Origin of the sequence: Streptomyces tricolor, from assembly GCF_002155905.1 — a bacterium.
Lineage (GTDB): Bacteria > Actinomycetota > Actinomycetes > Streptomycetales > Streptomycetaceae > Streptomyces > Streptomyces tricolor.
The window spans coordinates 1-13,579 of record NZ_MUMF01000019.1 but is presented as its reverse complement, the minus strand read 5'-3'; the positions used below and the strand labels follow the sequence as shown (position 1 = coordinate 13,579).

Sequence of the window (13,579 nt, the reverse complement as noted above, 5' to 3'; positions counted from 1 at the left end):
GATCACCCACTTCGTGGCGGGCGTCGGCACCGGCGGCACCATCTCCGGCACCGGCCGCTACCTGAAGGAGGCCAGCCAGGGGAAGGTCAAGGTCATCGGCGCCGACCCCGAGGGCTCCGTGTACTCCGGCGGCTCCGGGCGGCCGTACCTGGTCGAGGGCGTCGGCGAGGACTTCTGGCCGACCGCCTACGACCGCACCGTGGCGGACGAGATCGTCGCCGTCTCCGACAAGGACTCCTTCCAGATGACCCGCCGGCTGGCCAAGGAGGAGGGCCTGCTGGTGGGCGGCTCCTGCGGCATGGCCGTCGTGGCCGCACTGGAGGTCGCCGAACGGCTCGGCCCGGACGACGTCGTGGTGGTGCTCCTGCCGGACAGCGGCCGGGGCTACCTCAGCAAGATCTTCAACGACGAGTGGATCAGTCAGCACGGGTTCAGCGAGGACACCTCGGCCGGCCAGACGGTCGGCGCGGTCCTCGCGCAGAAGGCGGACGCGGAGGAGGGCATGCCGAACTTCGTGCACATGCACCCCACCGAGACCGTGGGGGAGGCGATCAGCGTGCTGCGCGAGTACGGCGTGTCTCAGATGCCGGTGGTGGCCCCTGGAGCGGGACACCCCGACGTGATGGCGGGAGAGGTCATCGGCGCGGTCGAGGAGCGGGAGTTGCTCCACGCCCTGGCGACCGACCACGCCCCGTCTGACGCTCCGCTGGAGAAGTACATGTCGGATCCGCTGCCGGTCGTCGGTTCCGGTGAGCCGGTCGAGCGTCTGATGTCTGCCCTGGAAGGCCGTGACGCGGCGGTGGTCCTGGTGGACGGAAAGCCGGCGGGGATCGTCACCCGCCAGGACCTCCTGGCCTTCCTTGCGAACCCGACAACCTGACGCCTAAAAGGAGTTGCAGGTGGCCACAGAGAAGACTGAGAGCACACAGGAACTGAACGAGTGGGTCGCTCAAGAGCTGAGCAAGCTCCTTCCTCAGATAGCTGAGGAGTCCTGGGCGGGGGTCTGGACCGTGATCAGTCCTCAGGCTGCCTGATTTCCTGGCAACACTTGCCCCCGCATTTCGGATGCGCGACCACGCCCCGTCCGGCAGAGATGGACGGGGCGTGCGTTTTGGTGGGCTCCTGCTGTGGGGCCTGATCCGGGATGCCGTGGGCGAGGATCATGGCGGGGGTGGGGGTAGTTCGGGTAGTTCCTCCCCGGGGTCGCTCCACATACCTTGCGCTCCTGTCTCCATGGCGTCCAGGAGGGTGATATCGAGTTGCCGGGGGCGGGCCTCCTCGTCCAGGTCGCAAACTCTTACGGTTACTTGATAGGGGACCCGGTAGACGTTTCCACGTTTCACATGGACAGAGGCCTTGAGGATCAGTGCAGTGGGGTCACCGGTTAGGTCATTCTGGACAAATTTTTTCACGTCGATGTTTTCCACTGACGCAAAAAAATGGTCGTCGTCGTCGCCCGTACTTCGGATAGCCCCAATGGATGCCGTCACCGCGACCTTTGAATTCATGAATCGGGCGAAATTCTGGATTTTTCCATCCTTGTCCGGGACGAACGACCATACCTCCTCGGAGATGTGTTCGCCAGCAAAACCTGCAGCCGGAAATGAGAAGACGAGTTGCCCGGTGTAAAAAATCAGCAATTCCCGAGGTGGAGCCCCGGGGGGGTCCCCCGGGCCGGGCTTTCCTGTGTAGTACGGGACGAAAATGTGGTGTCGACTCTCAACGGCGCTGACAGGAAGACGAATCGGCACGATTCCTCCATTGCGGAAGCAGCCGCGGACGAGAAGCTGCGGCCCAGTTCAAGTTCAAGTGTCTGACTCGACGGTGAAAGTGCACGTCAGTGCCAGCCAATTGGCTGACCGAGCACGAACTGCGGGCCGCCGTGCCGGCGCGTGTGGGCGGGCATCCTGGCTGCACGCTGGCCGGCTCCCTCCCGCTGTTGCTGAGGAAACTGCCCACCTGCCAGCCCGGCGCCGCGGTGCGGGCGCATGCGTACGGAATAGCGGTTGTCGGCCTCGCGGTGGGGTGGGAGCGCATCGCTGAACAACCGCCACGCCCCGTCCGGCAGGAAGTGGACGGGGCGTGGCGGTTCCCGGGGCCCTAGTTGTAGGGCTTATGCGCTCCGTTCAAGCTCTCCAGACGTCGGCGCCGGTACGAACTCCGTGGCGTGGCTTGGGCACGCGTACCGGGTCACTCCGACACCACCCGGGCGCTGAAAGTACCGGATGGGCACGGGGGCGTATGACCACTTGTGGCAGCGGCAGCACATCGCCCCTGCGCCCTCGGGAGCCCGCTCGGGAGAGTAGCGAGGCGGCGAACCTGAGAGTGGTCATGCGGCAGCCTGCTTTCCGGCTATGACGCTGGTGAGGTTCAGGGTCGGGAAGTCGTAGTCAACTCCCAGCACGGCGAACCCGAGGGCGTAGTAGCGCTCGCGCTGTAGCGGGTCTAGCGACTGCGCTTTCTCGTCCATGAAGATGGCGCGGGCTTCTCGCGATGACACGGGGCAAGCCCATGGCGTCTGCCAGATGTCAACAACAGGTGTGGCCTCGTGTTCTGCCTTGTGGGGGGAGAGGTGTTCCGCGCTGTGGCGCCCTGGCCGGCGAGGGGCGACGACTGAGAGCACCCATGAGAGAGCACGGGCGATAGCATCGCGCATGGTCGTTTCAGCTCCTACTAGCTGACTCGGCAAGCCCCGATGGACCGGGCCTAATCGGTCTGTCGGGGCGAACTCGTGTGCTCAGGAAAAGGGGGGCGTTCGTCGTCAGCCTTGCTGAGCGCGAACGCCACGGTGAGTAGCGGAGAGGGGGCCCCGTCGGCATGCCTCGGGGGCGAAACGCGGGCGGGGCTTTGTCGCACCTTCACCGCTCGGGAGAAGTGGTATCTCTGGGCGCGCCACGGTCAGGCACGTTGGCCTGCCGGGCGCCAGACCTGGCCTTCGTGCCGGGGCTCAGTCAGCGCCCATCGATGCGTGCCAGTGACCTCGGAACAGGTGGCAGACTCCTTCGGGCGTGATGAGAACTCGGGCGCCGAGCAAGGGCAGTGAGCCCTCTGCGTTGAGTCGGTTCCGGATGCGTTCCAAGGCGTCCCACAGACGTTGCGGGCCGCTCTGGTGGACTTCCGGTGGATCGATCCATTCAGCGGTCGCACGGGCCCATGAGCCGTCCGGGTGGACCAGGTAGGCGGTGCGCCTGCGCTCGTGGGTCTCATAGCCGAGTTCGACACCTGGCGTGGTCACTTCCAGCATGGACCGGAGTTCCCATGCGTTCCCGACATCCACCACGGGGTACCGGCCGGTGCTCGTCACCTCTCCGTCGTCCTCGCGAGCGCTGGTGAAGAGTTCCGCGAGACCGGATGGGGGCGGGTAGTCGTCGCCGGACCGGGTGAGCATGAAGCCGGCCATGTCTCGTTCTACCTGTCCGACCACGTTGCCCTGCTGGGTCTTCCAGCCGGTGATGATCAGGGAGGTGCGGGCGAGGGTCGTTGCGATCCGCCCGCCGGTCTCCAGCGCGCCGAGTACTGCGCGGAGTGCCGGGCCCGGAGAGAGAGCGACGGTCGACACGATGCGGTCGTAGGAACCCGGTACGTGCTCGGCGGCGTCCGCCGTGACCATCTTCGGGTGGTGCCCCATGGCCGCGAGCCGTTCTCCTGCCGCACTGACTAGGTACGGGTCGACGTCCAGACTCGTCACGCACGCGTCGCCGAGTCGGCGACAGGCGTACGCCGTGAGTCCGCCGGCTCCGGTCCCCAGATCGAGCAGTGACAGACCGTCCCCGAGACGGCCGTGCCGCAGCATCCGCACGACCAGACTCGGCATCGTGGCGGACGACGTGGGCAGTCCCTCGGGCTGGTCACCGGGCTCGGCCTGGTCGGCGTGCAGGGTGCCCACCCGGGTGATCAGCGAGATATCCGCGTAAGCGGCTTCTGCCCACGCTTCGGGGTCGCTCGGCCCGTCCCGTAATGCCCACTGCCCCGAGTCGTCCGGCTCCCACCAGCGCGGAATGAGTTCGTGACGCGCGGTGCGCGCCACGGGGGCGAGCCAGCGTGAATCCGGATCGGTCACCCGGTCCGCAAGGGCGCTTGCCTTGCTCTGCCAATCCATGCTGCTGAACCTCCCGGGTCAGTAGGCGGGGTCACACGCTTCGGTGTTGGCGGGGTCGCAGTCGCCGCTGTCGTCGGGCGGGCACGCGTTCCTGCGCGGGGGCGGGATGCTCGCGGAGAGATCCCTCCATGCCTTCCCCCTCAGCAACTCGGCGAGCCGGGTTTCCCGGACGTTGCCTGCCGGGAAGTCCCGGGAGAGCACGCAGCCGGCAAGGTCCCCGTTCGGCAGGACGGCGGCGCGTCCCCGCGTGCACCGGCCGCACATCTCGTCCAACGTGGGTTTCGTGCCGGGCAGTGCGGCCCGGCCGACGGCGCGTACGCGGTCGGTGTTGATGTGCTTGACGCCCATGGTTTCCAGTTCGGCGCGGGCTTCGGCCACGCGCTGGCCCGGGAGGATTTCCACGATGCCGGCTCGGATGGTGACTCCGCGGGTGATGGATTCCCGAATGTTGCACCGGGTGCGGACGTAGCTCCCGGGGCGGCCCGTGATCTTGTCGTGCTCGGTGGGTTCGTCGCTGTAGTAGCTGGTCCCCAGCGTCACCCCGTCATGGGTGAACAGATCCCACCACTCGGGCCGGACGTGAAAGAGGTTCGAGTAGATCTCGACGTGCAGCCCGAGCGCGAGACCCAGCTCGGTGAACTCCTGCCAGTCCGGGTGAACGGTCGGTTCACCGCCGATGAGCTGAATGGTCTGGATGCCGAGAGCGGCGGCGTCGGTGATGACCGCGCGCCAGTCCGAGGGCGTCATCGTGCCGTGCGTCGCCTGCGGGCTGGACTGGGACAGACAGTGCGTGCAAGTGAGCTGGCACTTACCGGTGATCTCCAGTTCCAGGGACCGGATACCGGCGAGCGGGGATGCTGCGGGCGGTTCAAGCAGTGTGGTCACAGTGCTTCCTTCCGCTGGGCGGGTTGTTGGGGGATTACGGACCTGGTCGGCTGCTCACCTCGCACAGACAGCCGGCCGGGGTGGTTCCCGCCCCCTGCCACAGAGCGAGTCGATGTGGTGGGGGCGGAGTCTCAGAGCGGCGGGACTCCGGGGCCGCGCACGATGGCGGCGGCGGACCGGTCTCGGCGGGGGACGCCCCAGTTCTCCAACTGTTCACCGACCCACTTCGGGGCCACGGCGAACTCGCGGGCGAGGGACGCGGCTGATGCACCGGCGCGGTAGCGCGTGATCACACTGTCCCGGTTGCTGATGAAGTTGTTCTGCGCTGCCTCGACTTCGGCCCTTGTGCGGCGTTTCATGATGCGTCCTCTGAAGACGTGTCCGGCGGGGCGGCGGTGCAGGTGCGCTTGGTGCCGTGGGCGGCGAGGAACGCCCCACTCGTCGAGCCGGTCTCGCAACCACGACTCGGACACGCCGTAGTCGCCGGCTATCCGGCGAACGGTCTGACCGCCCTCATAGCGGTCGATGATCCGAAAGAAGTCGTCCCGTGCAGCCGCACGTGCGGCGGCCCTCTCCGCATGGGTTCGGCGGCGCACGGGCCTACCTCCACGGTGCCTGCGCGAGTACGACCGCCCGGAACACCGGTCGGTCGCTCATGCCGGACCCTCCAGCCACATGACCCACGGCCGCTCGATGATCTCGGCAAAGCTGGTGTGCTCGGGGTTCGCGCAGGTGGTCGAACACCGTCTTCTGGGGCTCGGTCGGCTCCTCGCTCGGGGGCGACTGCGCTGCACACGCGGCGCCGTCGCCTCCGAGTGCGAGGCACCGGAACGCGTACGTGGTCGGAGGGGCGTCCTCGTCCCGGTCCGGGCGTAACGTCCAGTTGGCGAGCCGGAACGTGCGGCGGGTCGGAGCGCTCACAGCAGCTCACCCCTGCTTCGCGCGTTCGCCCTCGCGGTCTCGGCGTGCAACCGCTCCTCGGGGCTCGCCGGCCGTACGTCGCCGGGGGCGACCGTCCATTCGATGCCACCAGTGACGGGACGTAGGGACCAGAGGCCGCACCATTCGCCGCGAAACTCGCCGACTCGGTCCTGCCCGTCGACCATGAGCGTGCCGGGGGGCGGGACGAGTGGAGGCTCCTGCTGCTCGGCCGGTTCGAACTGACCGGACACGACCGCTCCTCTCCGTAGCGATTCCACTACCAGGGAGGCTCAGCGTGGCCTACAGTCAGAAACCCTTCAACCTGTCAGGGGAGAACGAAAGGTTGGGTGAAGCCCCCTTGAATCGCAAGGAGTTGAACCCAGACGCCTCACCTCAGGCGGCCTACGGAGCGCGCCTGCGCAGCCTGCGGGAGGCCCGTGGCTGGACTCAAGATGACCTGTCCGAGCGCTTGGCATATTCGAGCGTGCATATTTCAGCCGTTGAGACTGGTCGTAAGCCTCCGACTCTGCGCTTTTCGCGTAGTGCTGACAGAGCGTTCGGACTAGCAGGCTCTGTCGACTCGTTCGAGCGCCAGTACCACGAGATGAAACACGGCAGCCCGCTGGAAGGCTTCCCGGAGTACGTGGCCTTCGAGGGTCGCGCAGTCGAGATCCGGCTGTACGAAGTCGGCGTCATTCCCGGACTGCTCCAGACCCAGGAGTACGCGGCGACCCTGGAAGCTGACGCAGTGCGGCGAGGGGCCATCACTAGCGAGCAGGCTGAAGAACGGGTGGAGCTGGTGGCGCGTCGGCAAGCCATGCTTGCTCGCACCCCGCCTCCCTGGATTCACGCGGTGCTGGACGAGAGCTGCATCCGCCGGCCCATGGGGGACCCAGCGGTGATGAACGCCCAGTTTGAGCGGTTGCTCGCAGTCGCCGAGATGCCTACCACTGTCCTCCAGATCGCACCCTTCACCATGGGAGCGAGAAGACCGTTCAGTCTCCCTGTAACAGTGCTGACCATGGCGGACCGCTCGATCATGTCCTACGCCGAGTCAGCGCAGCGCGGGCATCTCGAACGCGAAACCACTTCGGTGTTGCCCATACTGACGGCCTACCATCAGTTGCAGGCCGAGGCGCTCTCCCAGGCGGCATCCGTGGCCTTGATCGAAGAGCTTCGAAAGGGTTCCCAGTGACGACCGAATCCCCTCGCTGGTTCAAGTCTTCCTACAGTGGCAACGGCGGCCAGTGCATCGAGGTCGCCACCAACCTCGTTGCGACCCGCGGCGTGGTTCCTGTCCGTGACACCAAGAATGAGGGTACTGGCCCGGTGCTGAGCATCGCGGCCGGCGCCTGGTCCGCCTTCGTGAACCTCGCCAAGGACACCCAAGTCTGAGACGGAATGAATCAAACTCGGCGGCTCCGGAGGGACGCCGCTGTGTCCCGGAGGACAGAGCCCCTCACACTACGACTGTGGGGGGCATTGTTCCTGCTGGTCAGCAGGCCTTCAGCACTAAGCGCAACCTAACCAAGCTTCCCGACCAGGGTTCGGACCCGCGTCGGCGACGTGCTGAACGACAAGGCGGCCGGTGCCATCCCGTCCCTGGTGCACATGCACCCGGAGGAGACCGTCGGCGAGGCCATCGAGGTGCTGCGCGAGTACGGCGTCTCGCAGATGCCCGTCGTCAAGCCGGGCGCCGGCCACCCGGACGTCATGGCCGCCGAGGTCGTCGGCTCGGTCGTGGAACGGGAGCTGCTCGACGCCCTGTTCAGCAAGCGGGCCTCGCTGGAGGACCCGCTGGAGAAGCACATGTGCCCCCCGCTGCCCCAGGTCGGCTCCGGCGAGCCGGTCGGCGACCTGATGCAGGTGCTGGGCTCGGCGGACGCGGCGATCGTGCTGGTCGAGGGCAAGCCGACCGGTGTCGTCAGCCGGCAGGACCTGCTGGCCTTCCTGGCCAAGGGCGGCAACAAGTAGCCGACTTGGGGGCGCGGGCGGGGTTCGCGGAAGTGGTACGAGGGCGTCACGTCCGCGCAGCACTCGCTTAACACGGGTCCGGCACAGTTGGGGGTGTCGGCAGGGCGGGAGCGGCTCCCCGCCCGAGCCGGCGCCGAACGGCGCCAAGGACCTCCGGAGCGGCTCCCGGACCTCCATGGACGCCACGGACGCGCAAGCCCGGCCCTGACCCGGCCCGCGTCCCTCGCGGGGACCGCCGTCGTCCCGCCCCCCGGCAACGGGGGTGCGGCGGTCCCCGCGCATATCTTCCGGGCCGCAGCCGGCCCGGGCTAACGGGCCGCCCAACTCCCCAGCAGGGCCAGCCGTTCCGCCGTCTCCGACCCCGGCTCCGGGGTGTACACCACGATCGTCTGGTCCGGGTCCGCCGGGACGGTGAGGGTCTCGTACGGCAGGGTCAGCAGGCCCGCGACCGGGTGCCGGACCTTCTTCACGCCGTACGCGCACTCCCTGACCTCGTGGTCCGCCCACAGCCGGCGGAAGTCCTCGCTCTTCAGGGAGAGTTCGCCGACCAGCGCGCACAGGCCGGCGTCGTCGGCGTACCGGCCCGCGTTGAGCCGCAGGTGGGCCACGGTCTGCGCGGCCACCGCCGCCCACTCGGGGTGGCGGTCGCGCGCGGCGGGGTCGAGGAAGACCTGCCGGGGCACGTTCCGTTCGGCCGGTGTCATGCGGCTGAAGCCGTTCACCGCGTCGCCGAGCGCGTTCCAGGCCAGCACGTCCATGCGGCGGCCGAGCACGAACGCCGGGTTGCGCTCCATGCCGTCGAGGAGGAGCCGGACGCCGGGGCGGACGCGGGGCGCGGCGGCCGGTGTCCGTCGCTGCCGGCGGGGCCGGGCCACCGTCCGCAGGTACGCGTGCTCGGTGTCGTCCAGCCGCAGCACCCGTGCGACCGCGTCCAGGACGGCGTCCGACACCCGTGTGCCGCGGCCCTGTTCGAGCCGGACGTAGTAGTCGACGCTCACGCCCGCGAGCTGGGCCACCTCCTCGCGGCGCAGGCCCGGCACCCGGCGCCGTCCGTGCGCGGGCAGCCCGACCTCCTCCGGCCGGATACGGGCGCGGCGCGAGCGCAGGAAGTCGCCCACCTCTGCTTCGGTCCAGTCCCCGTCCATGCGCCCGATCGTAGGGGAGCGGGGCCGCCCCGTCCTGGTACTGGCAGACCCAGGAAAAGCGCATCCCTGGGTACGGGAGCCGGACGCGGTGACAGTGGTGCCGGCCGCCGGGGGAGCCAGTGCTCGACGCCCGGGCGGCACCCACCGTCCAGCGATCCCGAGGGAACACCCATGTCGTACGAGAACCTGTCCGGCCGTACCGCCGTCGTCACCGGAGCCGCCAGCGGGATCGGCGAGGCCGTCGCCCTGCACCTGGCCGCCGAGGGCGCCCGGGTGGCCCTGCTCGCCCGGCGCGCGGACCGGCTGCGGGCGCTGGCGGAGAAGATCCGGGCGGAGGGCGGCCAGGCGCTCGCCGTGACCGCCGACGTCACCGACGACGCGTCCGTCGAGGCCGCCCGGGACCAGGTCCGGGCCGAGTTCGGCGCCGTCGACCTGGTGGTCAACAACGCCGGCGTCATGCTGCCGAACCCCGTCGACGAGGGCCGGCTCGACGAGTGGCGGCGGATGCTCGACACCAATGTCACCGGGGTGCTGCGGATCATCCGCGCCTTCACCGGGGACCTGGTGGCCGCCGCGGCCGAGGGGCGCACCGCCGACCTGGTGAACGTCTCCTCCGTCGGCGCCCATGTGACCTTCCCGCACTACGCGGTGTACGGGGCGACCAAGGCGGCCGTGACCTATCTGTCGCAGTCCCTGCGCGGGGAGCTGGGGCCGCGGGACGTCCGGGTCACCAACATCGAGCCGGGGCTGACGGAGACCGAGCTGCGCACGCACGTCGCCGACGCGGAGCTGTCCGGGCAGCTGGACGGCCTGTTCGAGGCGATCGGCGGGCTCAGCGCGGCGGAGGTCGCGGACGTCGTCGCCTACGCCGCCAGCCGCCCCCGGCACGTCAACCTGCGCCAGATCGTGGTGCTGCCGACCCGGCAGGCGTGACGTCCGGGGGGCCGGTCAGTCGTCCGGCGCGGCCCGGCCGCGGCCGGCGAACAGCTCCGGGCCGGGCCGGGCCGCCTGCACCGCGTTGACGCCGACGATGCCGATCCGGGTGACCACCGTCCCGGCCCGTCCGGCGAAGGCGCCGGCGATCGCGGACAGCGGGATCGCCGGGACCAGCGTGACCAGGGTGAAGCCGTAGCGCTCGGCTCAGGTGCGGGCCGGCTTCGGCCGCCGGGTGTCGCGGGCCGTCGCCGGCTGCCGCTCGGCCGGCTGCCGCGCACCCGGTGGTCCACCGCCTCGTCGATCCGCCGCTCGGCCTTCTCCAGGGAGGAGTCGACCAGGGCGGAGTCGTAGTCGTCGCCCGGTTCCCGGCGGGCCCGCACGGTCGCGTCCAGGTCCTCACCGAGGCCCGGGTCCGTCCGGAGACCGGCGTCCCGTGGATCGGGTGTGCTCATGGCTCGGCCTAGGAAGCGGTCCGCCGGGCCGCACTGGGGCTGGCCTCCCGGTCGGGGTCGGGGCCGGCCTCCGCGGGGCGGCGTGCGACCAGCCGGTACAGCAGCGCCGGTACGGCCAGGCCGACGATCCAGGAGATGTCCGCGCCGCCCAGCGGGTCGACCAGCGGGCCGGTGTAGAAGCTCGTGGCGAGGAAGGGCAGCTGGGCGAGCAGGCCGGCCGCGTAGACGGCGAGGGCGTCCCAGCGCCAGGCGCCGTAGCGGCCGTGCGGGTCGGCGAGGGCCGGGAGGTCGTAGCGCTCCTTGGAGATCAGGTAGTAGTCGACCAGGTTGATCGCCGACCAGGGCGTGAAGAAGGTCAGCAGGAACAGCAGGAAGTCCTTGAAGGAGGACAGGAAGCTGTCCTTGCCCAGCAGGGCCACCGCGGTGCCGGCGGCCATGACGAGCCCGATGTAGGTGGCCCGGCCCGCCCGGGACAGCCGCCGCTGCCCGCGGAAGCCGCTCACGCTCGTCACCAGCGACATGAATCCGCCGTAGGTGTTGAGGACGTTGACGGTGAGCTTGCCGAGCGCGATGACGAAGTAGAGGAAGGACGCGGCCAGGCCGGTGCCGCCGAGGGCGACGACGTAGCCGACCTGGCTGTGCAGGAACCGCTCGCCGGCCGTGGCCGCGACCAGCACCCCGAAGGTCATCGACCACTGGGAGCCGAGCGCCGAGCCGGACAGGGTCCACCAGAAGGTGGCCTTCGCGGACGTCGTCCGCGGCAGGTAGCGCGAGTAGTCCGCCACGTACGGCCCGAACGCCAGCTGCCAGGACGCCGACAGGGACACCGCCAGCAGGAACACCGGCAGCGAGAAGTGCGCGTCGTGCAGCAGCGCGGAGACGTCGGCGCGGTCCAGGAGGCGTACGGCGAGATAGACGAAGGCGAGCGCGCAGACCGTGCTCGCGATGCGGCCGAGGGCGTGGATGACCCGGTAGCCGAGGGTCGCCGTGACCGCCGTGACGGCCGCGAAGACGACGATCCCGGTGGTGTCGTTCGTATGGGTCAGCTCGCCCACCGCCTGCCCGGCGAGCACACTGCCGGACGCGAAGAAGCCGACGTACATCACGATCACCAGCAGCAGCGGTACGACCGCCCCGCGCACCCCGAACTGGGCCCGCGACTGGATCATCTGCGGCAGGCCGAGGCGCGGGCCCTGCGCGGAGTGCAGGGCCATCACCGCGCCGCCGAGCAGGTTGCCGAGCAGCAGCCCGGCCACCGACCACACCACGTCCCCGCCGAAGACGACCGCCAGGGCGCCCGTGACGACGGCCGTGATCTGGAGGTTCGCGCCGAGCCAGAGCGTGAACTGGCTGAAGGCCGTGCCGTGCCGTTCCTCGTCCGGGACGACGTCGATGGAGCGCAGTTCCACGAGCTGTGCCATGCGTACTCCCCACGCTGGGCTGTATAACGGTATGCAGCGACACACTGTCTGAATAGGCGGCCGGTGTTTGTCAATGCCCCGGCGCTGTACTCTCCCGGGGCGTCGAGGAGATCTGGAGGGGGAGTACGTCATGAGCGCGAGCGACAGCCCTGCCAACCGGTTGCAGGCGCTCTTCGAGGGCCACCGGCTCACGCCGACCCAGCGCCGCATCGCGCACAGCATGGTGCGCCGCGCCGCCGACGTGCCCTTTCTGTCCAGCGTGGAGCTGGCCGAACTGGCCGGGGTCAGCCAGCCGTCGGTGACCCGGTTCGCCGTCGCCCTCGGCTTCGACGGCTACCCCGCGCTGCGCAAGCACCTGCGCGAGGTCGTCCCGGCCGAGCCGGCCGCCGGGGGCGGGGCCGGGGCCGGGGCCTTCAACGAGTACCAGCAGGCCGTCGAGGCCGAGATCGAGAACCTCAAGCACCTGGCCGAGCTGCTCGCCGACCCGCGCCCGGTGCAGAGGGCCGGCCGGATCCTCGCCGCCTCCCGCCCGCTGCCGGTGCTCGGGCTGCGCGCCGCCGCCTCCCAGGCGTACGGCTTCGCCTACTTCGCCGCCAAGGTCCACCCGGACGTCCGGCTGCTCCACGAGGGCGGCACCATGGTCCACGACCGGATCGACGCCGCCGTCCGCGCGGGCGCCACCGCCCTGCTGTGCTTCGCGCTGCCCCGGCACCCCCGCGAGGTCGTGGACACCCTCGCCCACGCCAAGGACGCCGGGCTGACCGTGGTCACCGTCGCCGACTCGGCGTTCGCGCCCGTCGCCACGTACTCCGACCTGCTGCTGCCGGCCGCCGTCGGCACCGGGCTCGCCTTCGACACCGCGTGCGCGCCGATGCTGCTCGGCCGGGTGCTGCTGGAGGCGCTCTGCGACGACCTGCCGGACGCCCAGGCCCGGCTGGAGGAGTTCGACGCCAAGGCGGCGGCCCGCGGCCTGTTCGTCGAATGACCCGGTCCCGCCACTCTCAGATTCGTCTCACGTTCTGCTATTAGCTTCCCTACGAGACACACGCGCTGTGGAGACGTGACACGGGAGGCTGACGTGGCGCGCGGAGGACAGGGGCTGGCTCGGGTGGCCGTCGTCGTACGGGCGGGGGCCGCACCGCTGTGGTGGCTCGGAGCGGCCGCCGCGGGGATCGGGGTGGTGCCGGAGGGAGTGACCGGGCGCCGGATCGGCGTGCTGGCCGGGGCGGCGCTGTTCCTGATCGGCGCGGCCGTCGTGGCGCTGGTCCGGCGCGGCCGGTACACCGCCCTCGCCCGCGGGGCGGCCCGCGCGGGCAAGTACGACGTGCTCCAGGACCGGGCGGTGACCGTGCGCGCCTGGCGCCGCGGGCACCTCTGGTGGCTGCTGCTGGGCTGGGCGGTCGCGCTGGGCTCCGCCTTCGCGGTGCCCGCGGCCGGCGGCATGCTGCTGGCCGGGCTCGGCGCCGGGCTGCGGCTGAAGGCCGCCTGGATTGGGCGGCTGGAGCGGGCCGGCGAGACGCTGCTGTGGGTGCGCGTCGACTGGCTCGACCGGCGCGGAGGGAGCCCTGCGGGCAAGGCCGTGAAGGGCCTGCGGGGTACGGGCGTCGCGGCCGGCGACGCGGCCCCCGGCGGGGCCCGCCGCCGTACCGCGGCGCTCGTCTGAGCCGCCCTCAGACCTCCAGGTCCTCCTCGATCCGCTTCAGCTGGTGCCGGGCCAATCTGGCGATGGCCCGGCACCAGCTGAAG

16 protein-coding genes and 2 pseudogenes are annotated in these 13,579 nt (G+C 70.1%); 8 read left to right on the top strand and 10 right to left on the bottom strand.

All coding sequences use genetic code 11. The features are described 5' to 3' along the window. Together CCN44_RS01765 and CCN44_RS47325 are read left to right on the top strand one after the other, a co-directional pair. A partial coding sequence (locus tag CCN44_RS01765) for a pyridoxal-phosphate dependent enzyme (protein WP_143649573.1) occupies window positions 1–880 on the top strand: 880 nt, incomplete at its 5' end. Between the two features lie 19 nt (window positions 881–899). Then, window positions 900–1,034 carry a hypothetical protein gene (locus CCN44_RS47325; RefSeq protein ID WP_272935423.1) on the top strand — a complete coding sequence of 45 codons (135 nt, stop codon included), beginning with the start codon at window positions 900–902 and terminating at the stop codon, window positions 1,032–1,034. A gap of 126 nt (window positions 1,035–1,160) precedes the next feature. On the opposite strand, the gene CCN44_RS43910 is transcribed toward CCN44_RS47325, so the two are convergent. From CCN44_RS43910 to CCN44_RS01735, 7 genes are all read right to left on the bottom strand, one after another. After that, entirely contained in the window at window positions 1,161–1,751 is a 591-nt protein-coding gene (locus CCN44_RS43910) for a hypothetical protein (protein WP_143649571.1), read from the bottom strand. A 578-nt stretch (window positions 1,752–2,329) separates the two neighbouring features. Then, window positions 2,330–2,470 carry a hypothetical protein gene (locus CCN44_RS45825; protein WP_237481628.1) on the bottom strand — a complete coding sequence of 47 codons (141 nt, stop codon included), beginning with the start codon at window positions 2,468–2,470 and terminating at the stop codon, window positions 2,330–2,332. A gap of 477 nt (window positions 2,471–2,947) precedes the next feature. Further along, window positions 2,948–4,099, bottom strand: coding sequence for a methyltransferase domain-containing protein (locus CCN44_RS01755; protein ID WP_086696667.1), 1,152 nt, complete (start codon window positions 4,097–4,099; stop codon window positions 2,948–2,950). An 18-nt stretch (window positions 4,100–4,117) separates the two neighbouring features. Beyond that, the gene (locus CCN44_RS01750; RefSeq protein ID WP_086696666.1) at window positions 4,118–4,984 is read right to left on the bottom strand and encodes a radical SAM protein; all 867 of its coding nucleotides are present in this window, start codon (window positions 4,982–4,984) and stop codon (window positions 4,118–4,120) included. Between the two features lie 131 nt (window positions 4,985–5,115). Then, window positions 5,116–5,343, bottom strand: coding sequence for a hypothetical protein (locus CCN44_RS01745; protein ID WP_086696665.1), 228 nt, complete (start codon window positions 5,341–5,343; stop codon window positions 5,116–5,118). Window positions 5,344–5,584: 241 nt separating this feature from the next. Beyond that, entirely contained in the window at window positions 5,585–5,905 is a 321-nt protein-coding gene (locus tag CCN44_RS48005; protein ID WP_462509646.1) for a DUF7848 domain-containing protein, read from the bottom strand. After that, the gene (locus CCN44_RS01735) at window positions 5,902–6,156 is read right to left on the bottom strand and encodes a hypothetical protein (RefSeq protein WP_059252223.1); all 255 of its coding nucleotides are present in this window, start codon (window positions 6,154–6,156) and stop codon (window positions 5,902–5,904) included. Before CCN44_RS01735 ends, CCN44_RS48005 begins: the two co-directional genes overlap by 4 nt. Before the next feature lie 107 nt (window positions 6,157–6,263). On the opposite strand from CCN44_RS01735, the gene CCN44_RS01730 reads away from it, so the two are divergent. The 3 genes and pseudogenes from CCN44_RS01730 to CCN44_RS01720 form a co-directional block, all read left to right on the top strand. Next, window positions 6,264–7,100, top strand: coding sequence for a helix-turn-helix domain-containing protein (locus CCN44_RS01730; RefSeq protein WP_086696669.1), 837 nt, complete (start codon window positions 6,264–6,266; stop codon window positions 7,098–7,100). Beyond that, window positions 7,097–7,300 carry a DUF397 domain-containing protein gene (locus CCN44_RS01725; protein WP_086696664.1) on the top strand — a complete coding sequence of 68 codons (204 nt, stop codon included), beginning with the start codon at window positions 7,097–7,099 and terminating at the stop codon, window positions 7,298–7,300. Before CCN44_RS01730 ends, CCN44_RS01725 begins: the two co-directional genes overlap by 4 nt. A 159-nt stretch (window positions 7,301–7,459) precedes the next feature. Beyond that, window positions 7,460–7,879 (top strand): annotated as a pseudogene (locus CCN44_RS01720) (CBS domain-containing protein); the annotation flags it as partial. A gap of 308 nt (window positions 7,880–8,187) precedes the next feature. Here CCN44_RS01720 and CCN44_RS01715 read toward each other — a convergent pair. After that, window positions 8,188–9,024, bottom strand: coding sequence for a helix-turn-helix transcriptional regulator (locus CCN44_RS01715; RefSeq protein WP_059251073.1), 837 nt, complete (start codon window positions 9,022–9,024; stop codon window positions 8,188–8,190). 171 nt (window positions 9,025–9,195) lie between these two features. Between CCN44_RS01715 and CCN44_RS01710 the strand changes: the two genes are divergently transcribed. After that, window positions 9,196–9,957: an SDR family oxidoreductase gene (locus CCN44_RS01710; protein WP_059251075.1), complete on the top strand. Its 762-nt coding sequence runs from the start codon at window positions 9,196–9,198 to the stop codon at window positions 9,955–9,957. Window positions 9,958–9,972: 15 nt separating this feature from the next. Here CCN44_RS01710 and CCN44_RS01705 read toward each other — a convergent pair. Both CCN44_RS01705 and CCN44_RS01700 read right to left on the bottom strand, forming a co-directional pair. Continuing rightward, window positions 9,973–10,412, bottom strand: a pseudogene (locus CCN44_RS01705) (hypothetical protein). 8 nt (window positions 10,413–10,420) lie between these two features. Further along, window positions 10,421–11,833 (bottom strand): purine-cytosine permease family protein, encoded by a 1,413-nt coding sequence (locus CCN44_RS01700; RefSeq protein ID WP_086696663.1) that lies wholly within the window; start codon window positions 11,831–11,833, stop codon window positions 10,421–10,423. Window positions 11,834–11,963: 130 nt separating this feature from the next. Between CCN44_RS01700 and CCN44_RS01695 the strand changes: the two genes are divergently transcribed. Both CCN44_RS01695 and CCN44_RS01690 read left to right on the top strand, forming a co-directional pair. Further along, window positions 11,964–12,818, top strand: a complete 855-nt coding sequence (locus CCN44_RS01695; RefSeq protein ID WP_086696662.1) for a MurR/RpiR family transcriptional regulator — start codon at window positions 11,964–11,966, stop codon at window positions 12,816–12,818. A 93-nt stretch (window positions 12,819–12,911) separates the two neighbouring features. Continuing rightward, complete coding sequence (locus CCN44_RS01690) at window positions 12,912–13,496, top strand: hypothetical protein (RefSeq protein WP_086696661.1); 585 nt, start codon at window positions 12,912–12,914, stop codon at window positions 13,494–13,496. Window positions 13,497–13,579: the final 83 nt, after the last annotated feature.

Bases quoted from the DNA above. Each gene is read 5' to 3' on its own strand.
- CCN44_RS01695 (WP_086696662.1), top strand. From the start codon at position 11,964: ATGAGCGCGAGCGACAGCCCTGCCAACCGGTTGCAGGCGCTCTTCGAG.
- CCN44_RS01715 (WP_059251073.1), bottom strand. From the start codon at position 9,024: ATGGACGGGGACTGGACCGAAGCAGAGGTGGGCGACTTCCTGCGCTCG.
- CCN44_RS45825 (WP_237481628.1), bottom strand. From the start codon at position 2,470: ATGGACGAGAAAGCGCAGTCGCTAGACCCGCTACAGCGCGAGCGCTAC.
- CCN44_RS01755 (WP_086696667.1), bottom strand. From the start codon at position 4,099: ATGGATTGGCAGAGCAAGGCAAGCGCCCTTGCGGACCGGGTGACCGAT.
- CCN44_RS01710 (WP_059251075.1), top strand. From the start codon at position 9,196: ATGTCGTACGAGAACCTGTCCGGCCGTACCGCCGTCGTCACCGGAGCC.
- CCN44_RS01745 (WP_086696665.1), bottom strand. From the start codon at position 5,343: ATGAAACGCCGCACAAGGGCCGAAGTCGAGGCAGCGCAGAACAACTTC.
- CCN44_RS01700 (WP_086696663.1), bottom strand. From the start codon at position 11,833: ATGGCACAGCTCGTGGAACTGCGCTCCATCGACGTCGTCCCGGACGAG.